This is a genomic window from Tsuneonella rigui (assembly GCF_003958625.1).
Lineage (GTDB): Bacteria > Pseudomonadota > Alphaproteobacteria > Sphingomonadales > Sphingomonadaceae > Tsuneonella > Tsuneonella rigui.
The window spans coordinates 1-19695 of sequence record NZ_RSEL01000009.1; the positions used below are offsets into that span (position 1 = coordinate 1).

Below are 19695 nucleotides of genomic sequence, written 5' to 3' on the forward strand. Positions count from 1 at the left end.
GGTGGCGAGCTGCGGCCTGGCCGGCGCCCGCCCGCCCGGCACCAGGTTGCCGCACGCGGCCAGCGTCAGGGCGAGCAGGGCAGGGAAGGCGCGGCGAAACATACCGCGGCAGCTTCGCGCGTTGTGGTTAACAGCGCCCTAATGAATGGTGGGCTTGACCTCAGCCGCCGGCGCCGGCGCGCCCATCCGGCTCACCAGCACGATCGCCACCCATGAGGCGACGAATCCCGGCAGGATTTCGTACACGCCCGGCCCGCCGAGGAATGCCTTGTCCCACCCTGCGGCAATCCACACGATCACCACCGCGGCGCCAACCACCAGCCCGGCCACCGCGCCCGCGCCCGTCATCCGCTTCCAGGTCAGCGCGAGCACTATCATCGGCCCGAACGCCGCGCCGAACCCGGCCCAGGCATGCGCCACGAGGCCGAGCACCTGGCTGTCCGGATTGCTCGCGATCGAGATGCCCATCAGCGCGACCAGCAGCACGCTGATCCGCCCGACCATGACCGCCTCGCGCTCGCTCGCCTGCTTGCGCAGGAACAGGCGGTAGAAATCCTCCGTCAGCGAGGACGAGGACACCAGCAGCTGCGAACTGATCGTGCTCATGATCGCCGCCAGCAGCGCGGCGTAGAGGAACCCGGTCACCAGCGGGTGGAACAGCAGGTTCGCCAGCAGGATGAAAATCGTCTCCTTGTCCTCCAGCGCGATGCCGTTCTTGACCACGAACGCCCGCCCCGCGAGGCCGACGCCGATCGCGCCCAATAGGCACACGCCCATCCACGCCATCGCGATGTTGCGCGCGACCGGCATCTCGTCGGCCGAGCGGATCGCCATGAAGCGCACGATGATGTGCGGCTGCCCGAAGTAGCCGAGTCCCCAGGTCACCGCCGACAACCAGCCGACCGCAGTCAGCCCGTGCGTCAGGCTCAGGTATCCCTCCTGCGGTACCTGGGTCAGGCTGATGTCGCTGCCGAACAGCAGCACCAGCGGCATGAGGATGAGCGCGCCGAACATGATGCAGCCTTGCACGAAGTCGGTCAGGCTGACCGCCAGGAACCCGCCGATCATCGTATAGACCAGCACCACGCCGGCGGTGACCCAGATGCCGGTCATGTAAGCGCCGCCGAACGCGGTCTCGAACAGCTTGCCGCCGCCGACCATCCCGGCCGCGGTATAGACGGTGAAGAACACGACCACGATCACCGCACAGGTCAGCCGCAGTGCGACTGCCTTGTCGGGGAAGCGGTTGCCGAGGAATTCGGGGATCGTCAGCGCATCGCCCAGCGCTTCGGTCTGGCGACGCAGGCGCGGGGCGACCACGATCCAATTGACCAGCGCGCCGACGAACAGCCCGATCGCGATCCACGCCTCGACGAGCCCGCTCGCATAGAGCGCGCCCGGCAGGCCGAGCAGCAGCCAGCCCGACATGTCGCTCGCGCCCGCCGACAGCGCGGTCACCGACGGCGACAGGTCGCGCCCGGCGAGCAGGTACCCTTCGGTATTCGCCGCGGTCTTGCGCCAAGCGTAAACGCCGATGGCGAGCATGAGGATGAAATAGGCTGCGAGGCTGATGATGACGCCGGTCTGCATGGCCGGGTGCTATCAGGCGGGCAGCGCAGTGGGAAGCGGGGCGGAGTGCGCGGTCCCCATGCGATTGACACCGCAGCGCAATCTGGCACCAGTTGAGGTGGATGCGGGACGTTCCCGCGTGCGAGGGGAAATACGAATGCGCAAGATTTTCTGCGGCCTGCTGCTTGCGGCCGCCAGCGCGCCCGCGACGGTGCAGCCCGCGGCGGCTCAGGAGTGCGTGGCGGGGCCGTTCATGGTGTTCTTCAACTGGGACAGCGACGAGCTGAGCCCGCAGGCCGCCGCGATCCTCGACAATGCCGCAGAGGCCTATCAGTCGTGCGGTCAGGCGCAGGTCATCATCAGCGGCCACACCGACCGCTCTCAGGAGGCGGACTACAACGTCGGCCTGTCGCAGCGCGAGGCATCGAACGTGCGCAGTTATCTCGCCGGACGCGGCATTCCTGACGGAGTGATGACGACCGAAGCGTTCGGCGAGAGCCGTCCGCTGGTCGAAACGCCCGACGGCGTGCGCGAGCCGCAGAACCGCCGGGTCGAGATCACCTTCGGCCCTGGGAGCGGCTGGTAACACAAGAGGGGCGGACGCCTTTAAGCGCCCGCCCCTCCGGTCTTGCCCGCGGGACGATCAGAACCTGATCGAGAGCCCCCCGCGTGCGCCACCTCCGCTGACTCCGCCCGCGAAGTCGCCGCTCGCTTCGATGAAGCCGCTCACGCCGCTGCCCATCGCGGCGCTGAAGCCGACCGTCGCGCGGCCATAGGTGTCGGTGCGCGGGGCATCGAACGCCAGCGATCCGCCGGTGTTCGACAGCGTGAACCGGTCACGCCCGCCAAACTCGTGGATCGCCTGCACCTTGCCGTAGAAGGTGACGAGACTGGGCGAGGTGTCGACCACCGCGCCGAAGCGCACGCCCGCCTTGCCGCGCAGGCCTTCTTCCTCGTCGAACGCGAAGCCGGTTCCGGCGGCGGTGAAGTCGTCGAAATCGATCCGCGCGTATTCGATCGAGGCCGCCGGCTCGATGAAGAACCGGTCCCCGCCGAAGCGTGCACCGAGTTCGAGCCAGCCGCCCCAGCCGTCACCGTCGACATCGCTGCGCACACCCGCGCTCGGTACTAGGTATTCGGCCGAGTAGCGCTCGTACTTGGCGAGCCCGCGGATGAACGCAGCGCCGAAGTCTGCCCGGCCGTACACGCCGAGGTTCCACGCCGAGTAGTCGATCCGCGCCGGCGCCGCCTGCAGTTTCAGCCGGCTGTCGGCATAGCCCGCGGTGACGCCGAGCGCCGAACGCACCCCGCTCATCAGGTCGAGCCCGACCTGCAGGCCGAACCAGTCCTGCCGCGTGCCGAGGTCGTAGCTGCGCGCCTGGCCGAACGCGGTAGTGTCGATGCCCGCGTCGCGGTCCTGCACCATGCCGAAGGCCTGGCCCCACAGCGCCCGCGAAACGCGCGGGTTATCGGCGCTGCCGCCGCTTCCCGCTTCCAAGTGCGCCGCGACCGCTTCGTTGCCGCGGTAGAACACCTCGCGCGCGCCGGCTGCGAGCAAGCCCGCGCCGACCGCCGCGGTGCTTGGCGTGCCGTAGAGCAGGAAGTCGTTCGCGCCGCTGTTGAACGCCAGGGTGTAGTCGGTCAGCCCGGCGGTGGTCTCAGGCAGCACGAATGCGCCCGCTGAGGTGCCGGCCCCTGCGTCAACCACGATCGCGCCGTTGACAAACGATCCGTCGGTGCCGGCGACCAGCACCTGCGTGCTGCCGGTTGCCGCGCCGCCGATGATCAACCGGTCGGACGCCTGCCCTGCCGCGACATCGACCCCGAGCCGCGCCCCGCCGGTGCCCGAATAGGCGCCGGGCAGCGTCAGCCGGTCATCGGTTGCCCCGTCGCGCAGGTCGATCAGGCCGGTGTTGGCGGTCGTCTCGAGCCCGGCGAGGGTCTGTACCCCGCTGACCCGGATCGTGCCGTTATTGGTCAACAGGTCCGCGCCCGCGCCGAAGTCGCTCGGCTGGGTGACGTTGAGCGTGCCGTTGTTGGTCACCCTGTCGGCGTTGTCGGTCAAGTCGATGCGGCCGGTAATGCTGCCGGTCGGGCCGACGACCACGGTCGCCGCGCCGCCATCGGCGTCAAGCGCCGGGCCGCCGGTGCTCGACAGGCCGCCGCCGACAGTGATGGTCGATCCGGTGCCCGAGGTCGCCTCGATTCCGGCGACGCCGCCGGACACGTTAGCGCCGGGCAAAGTGGTGACCGTGACAGTGCAAGCGCTCGCGGCGTCGATGCCGATCCCGCTCGCCGAGCTGACCGGGCCGGTTGCGGTGATCGAGACATCCGCACAGCCGGTCGCGGTGCCGACGATACCGCTGCTGCCCTGGCCGGTGACCGTGACCGGGCCGGCGACGATGGTCTGGTCGCCGGTGGTGGTGGTCACGTCGATGCCGTTCGATCCGGGGCCGGTGGTGGTGACCGGGCCGACGGTGACGGTGACCGGATCATCGTCGCCGGTGACGATGACGCCGGGCGAGTTCGCGCCGCCGGTGGTGACGCTGTCGCCGACGACGTCGATCGGGCCGGTGCCGTCGACATCAACGCCGGGCGAATTGTCGCCGTCGGTGGTCACGTCGCCGAAGTCGACCGTGATCGGGCCTTCGGCGCCGTCGATGTCGATCCCGGGCGAATTGTCGCCATCGGTGTCGACGTCATCGACATCGACATCGATCGGGCCGGGGCTGTCGACCACCACGCCGGGCGAATTGTCGCCGCCGGTGTTGACGTCGGGACCTTCGCCATCCGGACCGCCGCCGAGGATCACGCCGCAACTACCCGCGCCGAGCAGCAGGCAGACCGCGGGGTCGGTAATCAGCGTTATGCCCGGCGAGTCGTCGCCGTCGGTGGTCACCAGCCCCAGGTCCGCGACGATCTGGCCGGGCGTGTTGACCAGCACGCCCAGGCTGTCGTCGCCCAGCGTGGTGATCCGGTCGCCGGTCAGCGTCGCGTCGCACGCGCCGGTGCCGAGCAGTACGCACGCCGCGGGGTCGGCGATGATCGACACCGCGGGCGCGTTGAGACCGGCGGTCTCGACGATTCCGAGGTTAGCGACGACGTCCGCCGGGGAGACCACCAGCACGCCCGCGGCGAGATCGCCCAGCGTGGTGATGCGGTCGGCGGTGATCGAGGTCACGCACTGCCCAAGGCCGAGCACCACGCAGGCTTGCGGGTCGGCGGCGATGTCGAGCCCGGTGGCGCCGTCGCCCGCGGTTTCGAGCACGCCGATGTTCGCGGTCGTCGGACCCGCCGCGCGGACCAGCGCGCCGATCGCGCCGGCGCCCTCGGTGGTCAACTGGCCGACACTGAACGAGGTCTCGCACGCGCCCGCGCCGAGGATCGCGCAGGCGGTCGGGTCGCTCGCGAGGTCGAGCCCGATCGCATCGTCGCCCTGGGTCGAAAGGATGCCGACGCTGCCGTCGATATCGCCCACCGCGTGCACGATCGCGCCCGGCGAGCGCGCGCCGTTGGTGGCGAGGTTGTTGACGGTGAACGCGGTGTCGCACGAGCCCACGCCGAGCGCGACGCAGGCGGTCGGATCGGCCGACAGGTCGAGCCCCGCCGCCTCGTCGCCGCCGGTCTGCAGCACGTCGACCGCGATGTCGGTGTCGCCCGCGGCAACCACCAGCGCGCCGATCGAGCCGAAGCCGTCGGTGGTGATGTTCCCAACCACCGCGTCGATGTCGCACGATCCGGCGCCGAGCACCGCGCAGGCGGTCGCGTCGGACTGGAGGTCGAGCCCCAGCGCCTGGTCCCCGCCGGTGCGCAGCACGCCGACGTTGACGCCGATCCCGCCCGCCGCGCGCAGGATCGCATCGGTCGAGCTGCTGCCAAGCGTCTCGATCAGATCGGCGTTGAGCGTCGCGGGGCCGCTCAGGGCGACCAGCTCAACCCCGTCGGACTCGATGCCCACCGTGCGCAGCTCGCCCAGGCTGACGTTCACGCTGCCCGCGGTCACGTCGATCCCGTCGCTGAAATCGCCGAGGGTGGAAACGGTGTCGTCGACCACCAGCAGCACGTCGTCGACCGCGTTCAGCACCGCGCCGGCGCTGTTGTCGCCCTGCGTGGTCAGCGAGGTGACCTGCGCGAAGATGTTCGCGTCCGAGGTCAGGTCGAGCGCGGGCTGGTTGTCGAGCAGCGTGTCGACCACGATGTCGCCGTCGAGCGTGATCGGCCCGGTGCTGTCGATCAGGACCGAAGCGGTGCTGGCGAACGGATCGGGCAGCAGCACCGTCACCGGCTGGGCGAGCGCGGGCAGGTTGATCGTGCCCGCCGGGTCGCTGGTGCCGCAATCGAGCACGCCCAACGGGTTGGGCACGCAGACCAGTTGCGCCTGGGCTGGAGTGGAAGCGAGCGCGGCGATCGAACATCCGCACGCGAGGCCGGCTTTGCGAATCAGACCGGCATTTTTCTTTGTCATATCGGGGCTCCTGCGATTGAGCCCCCTCCCGATGTCACTCGGGATCGACGAAGATATTTAAGATGGAGTTAAACCGGCCGATTAACGCAGGCGCGATTTATTTTAATCAGGAGCAGTTGGATCAGACTTACTTATATTAGTTTCGCCGCCGGCGCCAGACTTCTGCCACTCGACCAGCCACTCCGGTTTCTCGCGCCCGAGCTGCGTCCAGTGAGCCTCCTCCCCGTCGAGCTCGACCTCCTCCATGATCACCGGCGGCTCGAGCGTGCCGTGCCACGGGCGGGCGGTGGGCGAGATCGGCATGTAGACCTCGCCCGGGTCCTCCAGCGAGGCTTCGAATGCGTCGACCTTGGGATCGGCATAGGCATCCTCCAGCGCCCGCTCGCGCGCCGCGCAGGCCTCGAGCGCGGCCATGATCTCGGCCTTCGCTTCGTCGTCGAGCGCCATCCCCTCGAACCCCTCGATCGCCGCCGAGGCCTTGTCGGCCCGCGCCGCCGCATCCTCGCCCGAGCCGCCCCCGGTGATGACCGTCGTCACCGTGGTGTGCGAGGCTTCCGCCCCGGCCACCACATCCGCTCGCCCTGAGCTTGTCGAAGGGCCGCTCGCAGCCCCGGCGGTGGCGCGCGAGGAGAAGTAGTTGATCGTGGTCCGCTTGCCGCTCGCATCCTTGCCGTAGTGGCGCAGGCAGAACATCAGCAGCGCATCGTTGCGCTTGCGGCGAAAGCCCATGTGCTTGCCGTTCGCGAACACCGGGATCAGCTCGCCGTCGATCGCGCGTTCGAAGGCGATGTCCTTCAGCTGCGCGAGCCCGCAATCGAGCGCCGCATCCCACGCGCGGCGGAACTCCTCGGCCCCGGGAGAGCGGCGCAGGGTGTAGCAATTGGCCTGCGCCATGTTGACCATCCGCGCCGCCCGGCTGACGCACCCGGTATCCGCGAGCGCCCCGATAAACGCCCGCTGCCGCTCGGGCGTCCACCCGTCACGACGATAGACCTGCCGTGGGACCGGCGCGAAGTCGGGGATCGCCGGCGCGCCCTCGGGCCGAACGGGGAGGGCGAAGGCGTTCTTCGGCTTGCGCTGACGGCGGGGCTTGGCGGGGGCGGGGGCGGCGGTGGCGGGGGCTTTGGGCATGAGGAGGGCTCTCGGGTGGCTGGGCAATCCGGAACAGAAGGCGAATCGATCAGCGTATGCGAGATTTGGCCGTGTGTAGGAAAGTGGTTTTCTCGGCTGGTCTGAGCTCACGCCGGAGTGGCAGTTTCGTCCGTTCCGGGGCAAATTCTGTCGCGGACCCTTGTTTGTCGCCCCAATGTGATTCACGACGCGAACGCGACGTAAACTCAGATCAGACAAGGGTCCATAATGATGCAAGTTGCCCAAGCGAACCTTGAGGTAGTCCGTCGCATAGCTCACCCCCTGCCGATCCGCAGCGCGCCAGCGTTCGAAGCGGCAGTCAATTTTTCAGGAAGCTACAAGCAGCCGGTCCACCGTTGGTTTCGCTATCGCGAAGGCTTCTCACCTTCGATGATGAACATGATCCGCGAGGGTGAGCGCGTGTATGATCCCTTCTGCGGCTGCGGCACGGCGTTGATTGAAGCGGCGCGAAAGCAAGTCACGGCGGTGGGCACCGATGTGAATCCGCTCGCGGTGTTTGTAGCAGCAACTAAGGCTGCAGATTACTCAATCAAAGATAGGCGGCTTTTCGCCAAGTTTGCGCGTTTGGCTGGCTGTGAGGATTGGGGCCGGGCTCAGGCGCCCAGCATGCCGCTGTTGCCGAAGCTCTTTCTTCCCGCTGTCCTCGACGAACTGCTACGGATTAGGGCGGTGATCGATACCGCTGATGAACCCGCCCAAAATTTGCTGAAGCTGGCCTGGTTATCCATTCTTGAAGACTGTTCGAATGTGTTCAAGGAAGGTAACGGGCTGAAATATCGCTCAAAACGCCGAGCAGTAGGTAAGTATCTGGAAATACCTGCGAGCGTCTGGATCAATCGTCATTTCGGGAGCGATGTTCGCGCGTTCGTGCGCAATCGATGGGACGAGGCGACACAGGCAATCAGCGAGGACCTGAAGCTCAGACCGTTACACTGGAAATCTCCGAAGGTGATTGAGGGGTCATGCCTCGACCGAGACACAGTGCTTGGGGTAGGTGAAGTCGATACAGCTATCTTTTCCCCGCCGTACGCCAACAGGTTTGATTACTTTGAAGCGTTCAAGGTCGAATTGTGGATGGGTGGCTTTGTGAGCACCCCTGCCGAGCTAGCGAAATTGCGCAAGACCAGCATGCGCAATAACCTGACCGTGCGGGGACGCACGGATTACGAGGTCCCAGAGCTTGAGGAACTGCTTGAGTTGATGGATCCGCAGTCCACCAGCGTGCGGATGGGTATCAAGCAAACGCTACGCGGGTATTTTGAAGACGTTCAGAAGCTCGCGCTGAATTTGCAAGCTTGCCTACGCCCTGGAGGCCGATCGATTTGCGTGGTTGGCAACTCGGCTTACGCGGGTGTGCTAATCCCTACGGACACGATCTGTGCGATGATTTTCCAAAAGGCAGGGTTAAACGTGGAAACAGTGGACGTAGCACGGCACCTAACGGTCAGTCCGCAACAACGCCGGGTCATGTCGGGCGATCTTTTGGCAGACATGCGCGAGAGCGTGGTGATTTGCACGCGTCAATGACTGTCTCGGTTTCGTCCCAACTGCCGCTCGATCTCGCTGACGACGACACCTTGTTCGTCCTCGACGGCCGTATGGTCAGGTTTCCCGAGGGTCTTCGGACTGGCGATTTCACCCATACTATCCACCGATTTCCCGGCAAGTTCGTTCCCCAGGTCGCCCGCGAACTCATACGCCTTGCATGTATTGAACCTGGATCGGGTGTGCTGTGTGATCCGTTCTGCGGGTCTGGAACCACGCTCGTGGAAGCAGCGACGATCGGGATCGAAAGTGTCGGACTTGATTTCGATCCGCTCGGAGTATTGATCTCGAAAGTGAAGACAACTCCGTTATCGATGGAGGAACTAGTAAGTTTGGATGAGCATTGGCGGTGGGCTGTTCCGCGCCACGGTCCAACTCCGCTTGCCCCAGACGTTCCGAAGCTGAGTCACTGGTTCTTGCCCGAGCACGTGTCTCAGTTGTCGGCGATCAAAGCTCGCTGCCTCCAACTTCCCGAGCGGTTGCGAGATTTCTCTTTGGTGGTCTTCTCGTCGATCATTCGACGCGTTTCCAACGCCGACGACCAGACGCAAAAAACCTACGTTTCCGGGACGCTTCCTAAGCGGCCGCCTGAGCCTCGGCAGTTGTTTCCCATCGTTATGGCCCGCGCGATCGCCGGGATGTCCGAGTACAGCGTGGCGTGCCGGGCGCAGCCTCGCGTAAGGCGGGCAGATGCGCGGGAGAAGATCGGTGAACCTGTCCACGGGGTTGTGACGTCGCCGCCGTATCTCGATTCCATCGACTACGTGTACAACCAGATGCTGGAATACTTCTGGCTACATGAAGAGCTGGGCATGGCGCAGCCATCGGAAATACGCACTCTCAGATCGCTGCCAATGGGGTTCTCCCGAGGGATGCTGCGCCAGATCATTGATGAAATTGGCGGGATTTCCGCCAATCTTGTCGACGCACTTTCAAGTGACCTGTCAGCTATCGAGGCAACTAGCCGCAAGGAGGCGGAGCATGTCGCGGGCTATTTCCGTGACTATGCAACGCATTTACGCGCATTTGTGAGTTTTATGCCGGCAGGCGCGCGCTATACCTTGGCTATCGGGGAAAGCGTAGTCAGGGGGCGGCGGATCGCGACGCCTGACCTGCTGGTGCCACTGTTCGAAGCGAGTGGATTTCGGCTAGTTGGTCGATGCGCCTACGAGATCAGGCGGCATTATATGAAGTTCCCGCGTCGATCGAATAGCGGTATGATTAGGTTCGATCACATCCTGTGTTTTGAGAAAGCATGACGTTTCTTTGGCCAACCTCGCAGATGGGTATGCTCCATCCGGGAGCGGAAACGCCAGAAGCGAGGGATCGAGCAGCCGAGTTCAGGCAAATGGCTGCACACTCTCGTGCTGGCGTCACCTACCACGACATGAAGGGTCTTTTTGTTCCTCTTAGCACCAGCGCCGTTGAGACGAGAGTAGCAGCTTTTGCGGAACTAGGACTGCTTTACGGAAGGGGCCCCACGGTTCCGGTAGTGCTCACGCCCGTTGGTGAGCAGCTGTCCTCCCTAATGGGGAGCGGAGCATTCTCTCCAACGAAGGCAGTGCAAGCTACTGCGCTCCTCACTTGGGCACTATCAAATTGCCAGATCAATCGAGCCAGGTCGCCGGGCTCACCCCGGATCACCGAAATTGAGCGCACGGCGTGTGACGTACGACCCTATCTAACGGCATGGAGCATCATGCTCGATCTGGACAGCATGCTGTACATGCATGAGTTTTTAGGTCCGGTTCGCCAACTGCAAAAAGTCGCCGACTATGACGAATGTGTCAGGGAAATCCGTGCGGCGAGAGCGTCCGGACAGGTATTTCCGAATCCGCAATCCGGCGCTGCAACCTCCTTGGCAAATGCGTCGATCTATTGGCGATCACGTCTATCGGTTGCTGGACAACTCCTCAATTTTGACAGCGCGGAACAACGATTGAAGTTCGCACCTGGGGGCGAATCCATTGTTGAGGCGGTCATTGAGGCGCAGGGCGGAATGGGGGCGAACTTAGGGGCGTTGCGCGCAAAGCATTGGACCGATGTCGACGACTACTTTAAGACCGCTGGAGCAGCATGCTCGGCCGAAATTGCTGGGACGATTGTCGACGCTCTGGCAACGCCGATCGTTCCTCCGGGAGGGGTAGCGAGTGGAGCGCCAGCGTCAGGTGACCTTTCTACATCGGAGGGGCAGAGGCGTTATCGCCTACAGCGCCAGATTGAGCGGCGGTCGTGGGTATCGCGTGAAGCAAAGCGCATCAACGCCACTCAGCATAATGGTCACGTTGCCTGCGAGGCGTGCGATTTCACGCACGCTGATCCGGCAATGATGGATGCACATCACAAAGACCCGCTTGCCAGTGGAATTCGGCAAACAAAAGTCAGCGACCTGTTAATTCTCTGCCCTACTTGCCATCGCCGGGCTCATCGCACGACCGATGTGTTGGCGCCAATGACGATTGTTGAGTTACGACAGTGGGTTGAAACAGGGCGACCCTAGCTTACCCTTCCTTGCGCCGCGCCTTCTTCCGCTCGTGCGGGTCCAGGATCGCCTTCCGGAGCCGGATGCTCTTCGGCGTCACCTCGACCATCTCGTCGTCGTCGATATAGGCGATCGCCTGTTCCAGCGTCATCACGCGCGGCGGGGTGAGGCGGATGGCGTCGTCCTTGCCGGTCGAGCGGAAGTTGGTCAGCTGCTTGGACTTCAGCGGATTGACCTCGAGATCCTCGGGCTTGGCGTTCTCGCCGATGATCATGCCTTCGTAGATCTTCGCCTGCGGGCCCAGGAAGAGCACGCCGCGCTCCTCCAGGCTGTTGAGCGCGTAGCCGACCGCCTCGCCGGTGGCGTTCGAGATCAGCACGCCGTTGGGGCGGCCCTCGATCGGGCCCTTGTGCGGGCCGTAGCGTTCGAACAGCCGGTTCATGATGCCGGTGCCGCGCGTGTCGGACAGGAACTCGCCGTGATAGCCGATCAGGCCGCGGCTGGGGGCGGAGAAGGTGATGCGGGTCTTGCCGGCGCCGCTCGGGCGCATCTCGGTCAGCTCGGCCTTGCGGCGCTGCATCTTCTCCACGACCGTGCCCGAGTGCTCGTCGTCGACGTCGATCACGACCTGCTCGTAAGGCTCGGTGCGCTCGCCGTTCTCTTCGCGGAACAGCACGCGCGGGCGGCTGATGCCGAGCTCGAACCCTTCGCGGCGCATCGTTTCGATGAGGACGCCCAGCTGGAGCTCGCCGCGGCCGGCGACTTCGAAGCTGTCCTTGTCGGCGCTTTCGGTGACGCGGATGGCGACGTTGGTTTCCGCCTCGCGCAGCAGGCGGTCGCGGATCATGCGGCTGGTGACCTTGTCGCCCTCGCGGCCCGCGAGCGGGCTGTCGTTGACGGCGAAGCGCATCGACAGCGTCGGCGGGTCGATCGGCTGGGCGTTGAGCGGCTCGGTCACGTCGGGGCTGGCGATGGTGTTGGCGACGGTCGCCTTTTCGAGGCCCGCGAGCGCGATGATGTCGCCGGCCGAGGCGCTGTCGACCGGCACGCGGTCGAGTCCGCGGTAGGCGAGCAGCTTCGTCGCGCGGCCGACCTCGACCACGTTGCCCTCCATGTCGAGCGCGCGGATCGGGTCGTTGACCTTGACCGTGCCGCTGCTCACGCGCCCCGTGAGCACGCGGCCCATGAAGTTGTCGCGATCGAGCAGGGTGGCGAGGAACTTGAACGGGCCGCTCTCGTCCGCCTGCGGCGCGGGGACGTGGTCGACGATCTTCTGGAACATCGGCGTGAGGTTGCCCTCGCGCTTGTCGGGGTCCTCGTTGGCGTAGCCGTTGCGGCCCGAGGCGTAGAGGACCGGGAAGTCGAGCTGCTCGTCGCTGGCGTCGAGGGAGACGAACAGGTCGAACACCTCGTCGAGCACTTCCTGGATGCGCTCGTCCGGGCGGTCGATCTTGTTGACGACCACGATGGGCCTGAGGCCGAGCGCGAGCGCCTTGCCGGTGACGAACTTGGTCTGCGGCATCGCGCCTTCGCTGGAATCGACCAGCAGGATGACGCCGTCGACCATCGACAGGATGCGCTCCACCTCGCCGCCGAAATCGGCATGGCCGGGGGTATCGACGATGTTGATCCGCACATGCTCGGCCGAACCTTCCGGAGCCCACTCGACCGAAGTCGGCTTGGCGAGGATGGTGATCCCGCGTTCCTTCTCCAAGTCATTGGAATCCATGGCTCTTTCCTCGATCCGCTGGTTCTCGCGGAAAGTGCCGGACTGGCGGAAAAGCTGGTCCACGAGCGTGGTCTTGCCATGGTCGACGTGGGCGATGATCGCCACGTTGCGGAGGTTCATGCGATGTCTCTTGGTCTGGGGCGCGAAAGCGTGTTCCCGCGCGAAGTGGCGCGCCCCTAGCGGAGAGGCGCCGCGAAGACAACCGCTGCGCACGCTCGATCAGACCAGCGCGCGCGCTCCTCGCGGCTGGCCGAGCGCGAGCCAGGCGAGCAGGAGTATTCCGGCCGCCGCCGGGACCGCGAGCGGAGCGCCGCTGAGCACTTCGCCGATCGCCGGAATTTGCGCCAGCGTGATGGCCGCGCCGGCGAGGCCGGTGAGAACGAGCGCCTCGCTGCCGATCTGCCGCAGCGCGCGGCGGCGCCAGCGGCGGAACCGCTCGGCTTCGGCGATTGCGGCCTGCGCGCGGGCGACGAAAGTCCGGTCCGGGAGGCGAACGGGCGGCGTGAGAACATCGCTGAGCAGCGCGTTGAACGGATCGTCGGTCATGCAGCGAACTCCTCGGTGGCAGGTTCGATGGCGGCGCGGGCCTTGGCCTTGGCGCGGGCGGCGAGCGACTTCAACGTTCCGAGCGGCAGCCCGAGAATCTGCGCCGCCTCGCCGTGCGACCAGCCGTGGCCGTGCGTGAGCACAAGCGCCGCGCGCTCCTGCTCGCTCAACGCGGCAAGCGCGCGCTCGAGCTCGACGTGCGCCGAGCCCGGGCCGTGAACGCTCTGGTCTGCCTCGCCGTGCCATTGCTGGTCACGCGCCTGCGTGCGCTTTGCCCGGCGAATATGGTCGAGCGCCGCGCGCCAGCCGAAGCCCGTCAGCCAGGCGCCGAAGCTGGCGTCCGCCCGATAACGGGGCAGGGCGATCCACGCCTTCACGAAGGCCTCCTGCGCAAGGTCGTCCGCGTCTGCCGGCCCGACGATGCGCGCGAGGAAATGGCGCAGCCGCGCTTCATGCCGAGCGACCAGCGCAGCGAATGCCGCCTGGTCGCCGCGCGCGGCGCGTTGGAGGAGCGCTGGCTCTTCGTCATGCACCGCGATCGGCCGCGGCTTCTTCCGCCAACTCGCGCTTGAGCAGCTTGCGTCGCAGCAGCAGCACGGCGCCGATCAGCAGCGGGAACAATGCCCCGCCGACGATCGAACGGATCACGCCCGGGTCATCGACCGCGATCAGCGCATAGCCGGTCATGGCGATCGCGAGGGCGATCAGGACCATCCCGTTGCGGTCGTCGTTGCCGAGCGCGCTGCGGCCGGAGTCCATCGCCTCGATGCGGTCGATCAGGGCGGGCGCAACGGCGGAGTCGCGCTCGATCGCCTTGCGCAAAGTGCGGTGCATCAGCCAGCCGCTCAAGAAGCGGACGATCAGGGCGAGCCCGCCCAGCAGGCAGATGGTGATGACGATCATCAGGACCATTTCGGTGGAAGGCATGGCAGTTCCTTTGCGAAGTGTTCGCGGCAGGCCCCTCCCGCCGCTCATCTCCTAGACGCCGCTGCTTGCGCGATTGGATGAGCCGGACGCGAAATTTTTTCAACCGAGGCGTACGGGCGAGGCTCAGGCGCCTAAATGTGTCGCCCGCGCCACAGTCCGACAAGCAACTGATAGTGGCCGACAAGCGCGCTTGAACGCCGCGTGCGCGCGTCTATTGACTCGTCTGTCAGCTAAGGGTCGCCGCGCCGCGCGAATGGTTCGCGCCGGACAAGCGTCGCCCGCATCGGACGAGGATTTGCATTTCATGATCAAAACCGTTTCCGGTTTCGCCGGCCCGGCCCGTTTCGCTCTGCTCGCCGGCGTCGCGACGCTTGCCTTCCCGGGAATCGCGCAGGCGCAAGACACCGCCGCGCAGGACGCGCAGGCACAGACCAACACCGATGCCGACAACTATGCCGATGCCGAGGATTCGGGCACCGGCAACGAGATCATCGTCACCGCGACCAAGCGCGAGCAGACCCTGCAGGACGTACCGGTCGCGGTCAGCGTGACCACCGCCGAGACGATCGAGCGCGCGCAGATCCGCGACGTGACCGACCTCGCCACCGTGGTCCCGTCGCTGCGCGTGACTCAGAGCCAGAGCCAATTCGCGACCACCTATTCGGTCCGTGGTTTCGGCACGAGCGGCAACAACCTGGGCCTCGAGCCTTCGGTCGCGGTGTTCGTCGACGGCGTCTATCGCAGCCGCGCGATCGCGCAGATCAGCGACCTTCCCGACATCCAACGCGTCGAAGTGCTGCGCGGCCCGCAGTCGACCCTGTTCGGCAAGAACGCATCGGCCGGCGTGATCTCGATCGTCAGCAAGGCGCCGAGCTTCGACTTCGGCGGCAGCGTTGAGGCGAGTTACGGCAATTACGACGCGATGGTGGTCAAGGGCTACCTGACCGGCCCGATCACCGACACCATCGCCGCGTCGGTCTCGGCCGGTTACAACCGCCGCGACGGTTACGTCACCAACCTCTACAACAACGACGACCTCAACAACCGCAACCGCTGGTTCGCCCGCGCCCAGATGCTGTTCGAGCCGTCGGATACGTTCAAGTTCCGCCTGATCGCCGACACCGACAAGATCGACGAAAAGTGCTGCGCGGTGTTCAACGTGCAGCGTTCGGCGGCAACCTCGGCGGTTGAAGCCGTTGGCGGCCGGGTCAATCCGACCCCGTTCGATCCCGACGCGGATGTGGTTTATTCGGACGTCGTACCGACCAGCATCGTCAAGAACTGGGGCGTTTCGGGCCAGGGCGACCTGGAGCTCGGCGCGCTGACGCTGACGTCGATCACTGCCTACCGCGACACCAAGCTGAATGCCGACCAGGACGTCGACTTCAACTCGGCCCGCACCGCAACCGGCGCCAACGTCGGCCAGGCGCACCTCAAGACCTTCACCCAGGAATTGCGGCTCGCCTCGGACTTTGACGGCCCGCTCAACTTCCTCATCGGCGGCTACTACTTCAACGAGAAGGTCCACACCCAGGACCAGATCGTTTACGGCCCTGATTTCCGTAACTACGCCAACATCCTGATCGGCGGTCCGATCACCAGCCCGCCCAATGACGCGGCCGTGGATTCGATCGAGGCGCAGTTCAGCGCGCTCACTGGCCAGAACTACATCAACCAGTTCTTCCAGGCCGGGCAAGGTTTCTTCAACGACATGCGTCAGAAGGACGAGAGCTACTCGATCTTCGGCAACGTCGATTTCGATATCTCGGAAGCGCTGACCCTGACTCTAGGGGCGAACTACACTCACGACGCCAAGGACATCGTTACCGACTCGGTTAGCACCGATGTCTTCTCGGGCCTCAACCTCGACGCGATCCGCGCGACCGCGAATCAGGTGAACATCGCTCGCACCGTTGGTGGCTTCCTTGGCCTGCCCGCCGGGACGCTCGCCAACGCGCAGCAGCTGGCGTTCTTCCAGACCAACTTCGCTCCGCAGTACGCGGCGATCGTGGCCGGGGTGAATGCGGCGACCGCGCCGATCCTGGCGCTCAAACCGCTGCAGTTCCTGCCGCCGTTCCAGAACTGCCCGAACGCGGTGGAGAGCTGCTCGACCCGCGACGGCGACTGGAGCTGGACCGCGCGCCTCGCCTACGAGGTCAGTCCGACGCTGAACGTGTACGCATCGTACGCAACCGGCTACAAGGCGCCGAGCTTCAACCTGTCGCGTGACAGCCGTCCGACGGCGGCCGACGTTGCGGCGCTGAAGACTGCGGGCCTGGCGGTGACCAACCTTGCCGCCGGCACCCGCTTCGCCGACGCCGAGAACTCGACCGTGTACGAGCTCGGCATCAAGGGTAACTGGGGCCTAGCCTCGGCCAACCTGACGTTCTTCCGGCAGTCGATTTCGAACTTCCAGACGAACACCTTCACCGGCACCGGCTTCATCTTCTCGAACGCCGACAAGCAGACTACCGACGGTGTCGAGTTCGAAGGCATGGTCCACCCGCGCGACGAGCTGACGCTCACCCTCGCGGTCACGTATCTCGATCCCAAGTACGACAGCTTCCCCAACTCGCCGCTGGGCGATCGTTCGGGTGAGACGATCGGCAACATCCCCAAGTTGACTGCGGTGTTCGGCGGGCAATGGGATCAGCCGATCGGCGAGGATCACCTGATCCTGCGCGGCGATTACTCGTACGCCTCGCCGATCCAGGTCGAGCCCGGCCTGCTGGCGTTCGTCGATGTCATTAACGGACAGCGCGACTACACCCGTGCGCGTGCCGCGGCGCGGCCGTTCCGGAGCGAGGTCAACAACGTCAACGCGTCGCTCACCTATGCGATGGCGATGGGCCTGGAAGTCAGCGTGTGGGGCCGCAACCTGCTCAACGACCGCAATATCACCGACATCTTCGATTCGGTGGCGCAGGACGAGTCGATTTCGGGCTACACCAACCAGCCGCGCACCTATGGTGTCTCGGCACGGTTCAAGTTCTGATTTCGCCCGTCGCGTTATTGCAGAAACCGGAAAGGGCCCCGTTCGCGGGGCCCTTTTTTGTTGCGCGCGGGGCGGGGTTATGATTCCCTGCCATTCAGGGATAACAACGAGGGGGAAATCGACATGGAATGGATGATCTTGCCGTTTAAGCGGTACGCCGAATTCACCGGCCGTTCGCGCCGGATGGAATACTGGATGTTCGCGCTGCTCAACGCGATCGTCGTCACCGTGCTGATGCTGGTCATCTTCGGTGCCGGTGGCGCAGCCGGCATGTTCAATGCCGACATGAACGGCAACCCGTCAGCGGGCCTCGGCGCGCTGTTCGGCGGAATGGGGCTGCTGATCGTGGTCTACGCCTTGGCGGTGCTGCTGCCGAGCATCGCCGTCACCGTTCGCCGCCTGCACGACCGGGACATGAGCGGCTGGTGGTACCTCGGGGCGATCATCGGGGGGATGATCCCGCTGGTCGGCTTCCTGATCTCGATCGCCTTCCTGGTGCTGATGGCGCTGCCGGGCACTCCGGGCCCGAACCGCTTCGGCCCCGATCCCAAGGGACAGGGGGAAGCCGAAACTTTCGCTTAAGACTTCGGAGTTTACGAGCGGCCCGCTTCCGTTGAGGAAGCGGGCCGTTTCGATGTCATGAGCACTCCCTTACCCCAAAACTGGCTGGGCTGGATGGTCCAGCCGCTGCGGCAATACGCGCAGTTCAGGGGGCGATCCGGTCGCCGGGAGTTCTGGTGTTACTGCGCATTCCTCGCACTTGGCTATCTTGCGATTTTCACGGTCGGAATGATCCTGAGCGATGCAACGGGTGAACAGGACGTATTGGCCCTCGTCTGGTTCGGGGGCTGGATCCTGTTCTTCCTCGCGAACTTCGTGCCCGGCCTCGCCCTGACGACGCGGCGGCTCCACGATATGAACTTGTCCGGCGCGCTGCTGATCGCGATCTTCGCCGGACTGCTGATCCTCAACTTCCTCGGCTGGCTTGGCTACCTGCTGTGGATGAGCCTGCCTGGGCAGCGCGTGGAAAACCGCCACGGCCCGCCGCTCGGCGAGCAGGATATCGCCGGAGTGTTCAGCTAGAGCTCGCGCAGCGCCTGCGCGGGCTTGGCCCGCAGCAGCGGCAATGCGCCGGCGAGCGCGAAGGCGACCACCAGCGCCAGGCCCGCGGCGAGCACGCCGAGCACCGCGCTCCAGCCGGGCAGCCACTCGAAGTCGAACAACTGGGTCACCACGCCCCACGCGGCACCGAGACCCAGCGCCAGCGCGACCAGCGCCAGCACGGCGGCGAGGAGGCCGTACTCGGCAAGCGCGAGCAGCAGCACCTGCCGCCGGCTCGCGCCGAGAACGCGCAGCACGACGGTATCGTAGGTCCGTTGCGCGCGCGCGGCGGCGATCGCGCCTAGCAGGACGGCGAGGCCCGCCAGCACGGCGACGGACGCGGCCGCCAGGGTCGCGAGGCCGACCTGGCTCAGCAGCTCGCGCGCTTGTTTGAGCACCGGGCCCGTCTCGATCACGCTCGACGAGGGGAAGGCGGCTACCAGGCTCTTGAGCAGCGCCCCCTTGGCGGCAACACCGGGCAGTTCGATCGTCGCGGCCATGTTGTGCGGCGCGTTTTCCAGCGTGTTGGGGCTGAACACCAGCACGTAATTGAAGCCCATCGTCTGCCAGTCGATGCGCCGTAGCGACGCGATGCGCGCCTGCCGCTCGACCCCCAGCACGCCGATCGTCAGGTAATCGCCGACCCTGACGCCGATCGCATTGGCGAGGTCCTCGTCGACCGAGACGAGCGGTTCGCCCGCGTAGTCCTTCGGCCACCACGTGCCTGCTGTCACCGTGTTGCCGGGAGGCACGGCGTCGGCGTACGTCAGACCGCGCTCGCCGCGCAGCGCCCAGGCGCCCTCCGGCAGGTTGTCACCCAGGCTCGCGACGCGGGTCATCCGGTCTTTGGGTCCGTAGGCAAGGATGGCACCGCGCAGCGCGGGCACGGCGCGCACCGCCGCGCCGGGTGCATCGCGTTCGACCAATGCGGAGAACTGCGCGACTTTGTCCTTGGGCAGGTCGAGCACGAAGTAATCGGGCGCCTGCGCCGGCACGCGCTTGGCGATCGTGCCGTCGATGCTCGTCTGAACGGCGGCCAGCAGGACGAACGCGCTGAGCCCGAAGCCGAGCGCGGTCACCAGCGTGCCGGTTGCCGCGCCGGGCCGGTGCAGGTTCGCAAGCGCCGCGCGCCACAACGGATCGCGCGGACGGGGCGCGCGTGCGGCTAACCGGCGAATGGCCCA

Annotated in this window: 14 protein-coding genes and 1 pseudogene; 7 read left to right on the plus strand and 8 right to left on the minus strand. The window is 65.7% G+C overall.

What is annotated here, in order from left to right:
* Positions 1 to 138: 138 nt before the first annotated feature.
* Positions 139 to 1590 carry a sodium/proline symporter PutP gene (putP, locus tag ELY12_RS04130; protein ID WP_126175446.1) on the minus strand — a complete coding sequence of 484 codons (1452 nt, stop codon included), beginning with the start codon at positions 1588 to 1590 and terminating at the stop codon, positions 139 to 141.
* A 202-nt stretch (positions 1591 to 1792) separates the two neighbouring features.
* Between putP and ELY12_RS14470 the strand changes: the two are divergent.
* Positions 1793 to 2155, plus strand: a pseudogene (locus ELY12_RS14470) (OmpA family protein); the annotation flags it as partial.
* Positions 2156 to 2212: 57 nt separating this feature from the next.
* Here the strand turns inward: ELY12_RS14470 and ELY12_RS04140 are convergent.
* Together ELY12_RS04140 and ELY12_RS04145 are read right to left on the minus strand one after the other, a co-directional pair.
* A complete protein-coding gene (locus ELY12_RS04140) occupies positions 2213 to 6034 on the minus strand; it encodes an autotransporter domain-containing protein (protein ID WP_126175448.1) in 3822 nt (1273 codons plus the stop codon).
* 102 nt (positions 6035 to 6136) lie between these two features.
* Positions 6137 to 7165 (minus strand): hypothetical protein, encoded by a 1029-nt coding sequence (locus ELY12_RS04145; RefSeq protein WP_206435766.1) that lies wholly within the window; start codon positions 7163 to 7165, stop codon positions 6137 to 6139.
* A 228-nt stretch (positions 7166 to 7393) separates the two neighbouring features.
* On the opposite strand from ELY12_RS04145, the gene ELY12_RS04150 reads away from it, so the two are divergent.
* The 3 genes from ELY12_RS04150 to ELY12_RS14235 all read left to right on the plus strand — a co-directional run bounded on the left by ELY12_RS04150 (position 7394) and on the right by ELY12_RS14235 (position 11231).
* Positions 7394 to 8713 carry a TRM11 family methyltransferase gene (locus ELY12_RS04150; RefSeq protein ID WP_126175449.1) on the plus strand — a complete coding sequence of 440 codons (1320 nt, stop codon included), beginning with the start codon at positions 7394 to 7396 and terminating at the stop codon, positions 8711 to 8713.
* Positions 8710 to 9990 (plus strand): TRM11 family SAM-dependent methyltransferase, encoded by a 1281-nt coding sequence (locus ELY12_RS04155; protein ID WP_126175450.1) that lies wholly within the window; start codon positions 8710 to 8712, stop codon positions 9988 to 9990. Before ELY12_RS04150 ends, ELY12_RS04155 begins: the two co-directional genes overlap by 4 nt.
* A gap of 440 nt (positions 9991 to 10430) precedes the next feature.
* Positions 10431 to 11231 (plus strand): HNH endonuclease, encoded by an 801-nt coding sequence (locus tag ELY12_RS14235; RefSeq protein WP_164549395.1) that lies wholly within the window; start codon positions 10431 to 10433, stop codon positions 11229 to 11231.
* Position 11232: 1 nt separating this feature from the next.
* On the opposite strand, the gene typA is transcribed toward ELY12_RS14235, so the two are convergent.
* The 4 genes from typA to ELY12_RS04180 form a co-directional block, all read right to left on the minus strand.
* Positions 11233 to 13062, minus strand: a complete 1830-nt coding sequence (gene typA / locus ELY12_RS04165) for a translational GTPase TypA (RefSeq protein ID WP_126175452.1) — start codon at positions 13060 to 13062, stop codon at positions 11233 to 11235.
* A 99-nt stretch (positions 13063 to 13161) separates the two neighbouring features.
* Positions 13162 to 13488, minus strand: coding sequence for a hypothetical protein (locus tag ELY12_RS04170; protein WP_126175453.1), 327 nt, complete (start codon positions 13486 to 13488; stop codon positions 13162 to 13164).
* Positions 13485 to 14021: an RNA polymerase sigma factor gene (locus ELY12_RS04175; RefSeq protein WP_126175454.1), complete on the minus strand. Its 537-nt coding sequence runs from the start codon at positions 14019 to 14021 to the stop codon at positions 13485 to 13487. The genes ELY12_RS04170 and ELY12_RS04175 overlap by 4 nt, the downstream gene beginning before the upstream one ends.
* Positions 14014 to 14415 (minus strand): hypothetical protein, encoded by a 402-nt coding sequence (locus ELY12_RS04180; protein WP_126175455.1) that lies wholly within the window; start codon positions 14413 to 14415, stop codon positions 14014 to 14016. Before ELY12_RS04180 ends, ELY12_RS04175 begins: the two co-directional genes overlap by 8 nt.
* A 304-nt stretch (positions 14416 to 14719) precedes the next feature.
* Between ELY12_RS04180 and ELY12_RS04185 the strand changes: the two genes are divergently transcribed.
* From ELY12_RS04185 to ELY12_RS04195, 3 genes are all read left to right on the plus strand, one after another.
* Positions 14720 to 17410 carry a TonB-dependent receptor gene (locus tag ELY12_RS04185; RefSeq protein WP_241229718.1) on the plus strand — a complete coding sequence of 897 codons (2691 nt, stop codon included), beginning with the start codon at positions 14720 to 14722 and terminating at the stop codon, positions 17408 to 17410.
* Positions 17411 to 17533: 123 nt separating this feature from the next.
* On the plus strand, positions 17534 to 17992 hold the full coding sequence (locus ELY12_RS04190) for a DUF805 domain-containing protein (protein WP_126175456.1): 459 nt from the start codon (positions 17534 to 17536) through the stop codon (positions 17990 to 17992).
* A gap of 93 nt (positions 17993 to 18085) precedes the next feature.
* Positions 18086 to 18493, plus strand: coding sequence for a DUF805 domain-containing protein (locus tag ELY12_RS04195; RefSeq protein WP_164549396.1), 408 nt, complete (start codon positions 18086 to 18088; stop codon positions 18491 to 18493).
* Here the strand turns inward: ELY12_RS04195 and ELY12_RS04200 are convergent.
* Positions 18490 to 19695, minus strand: a 1206-nt coding sequence (locus ELY12_RS04200) for an ABC transporter permease (protein WP_126175458.1), incomplete at its 5' end; no start/stop codon positions are given. The genes ELY12_RS04195 and ELY12_RS04200 overlap by 4 nt on opposite strands.

What these genes read in the sequence shown, in the direction of transcription:
- putP (WP_126175446.1), bottom strand. Translation starts at nt 1,590, where the DNA reads ATGCAGACCGGCGTCATCATCAGCCTCGCAGCCTATTTCATCCTCATG.
- ELY12_RS04140 (WP_126175448.1), bottom strand. Translation starts at nt 6,034, where the DNA reads ATGACAAAGAAAAATGCCGGTCTGATTCGCAAAGCCGGCCTCGCGTGC.
- ELY12_RS04145 (WP_206435766.1), bottom strand. Translation starts at nt 7,165, where the DNA reads ATGCCCAAAGCCCCCGCCACCGCCGCCCCCGCCCCCGCCAAGCCCCGC.
- ELY12_RS04150 (WP_126175449.1), top strand. Translation starts at nt 7,394, where the DNA reads ATGATGCAAGTTGCCCAAGCGAACCTTGAGGTAGTCCGTCGCATAGCT.
- ELY12_RS04155 (WP_126175450.1), top strand. Translation starts at nt 8,710, where the DNA reads ATGACTGTCTCGGTTTCGTCCCAACTGCCGCTCGATCTCGCTGACGAC.
- ELY12_RS14235 (WP_164549395.1), top strand. Translation starts at nt 10,431, where the DNA reads ATGCTCGATCTGGACAGCATGCTGTACATGCATGAGTTTTTAGGTCCG.
- typA (WP_126175452.1), bottom strand. Translation starts at nt 13,062, where the DNA reads ATGAACCTCCGCAACGTGGCGATCATCGCCCACGTCGACCATGGCAAG.
- ELY12_RS04170 (WP_126175453.1), bottom strand. Translation starts at nt 13,488, where the DNA reads ATGACCGACGATCCGTTCAACGCGCTGCTCAGCGATGTTCTCACGCCG.
- ELY12_RS04180 (WP_126175455.1), bottom strand. Translation starts at nt 14,415, where the DNA reads ATGCCTTCCACCGAAATGGTCCTGATGATCGTCATCACCATCTGCCTG.
- ELY12_RS04185 (WP_241229718.1), top strand. Translation starts at nt 14,720, where the DNA reads ATGATCAAAACCGTTTCCGGTTTCGCCGGCCCGGCCCGTTTCGCTCTG.
- ELY12_RS04190 (WP_126175456.1), top strand. Translation starts at nt 17,534, where the DNA reads ATGGAATGGATGATCTTGCCGTTTAAGCGGTACGCCGAATTCACCGGC.
- ELY12_RS04195 (WP_164549396.1), top strand. Translation starts at nt 18,086, where the DNA reads ATGGTCCAGCCGCTGCGGCAATACGCGCAGTTCAGGGGGCGATCCGGT.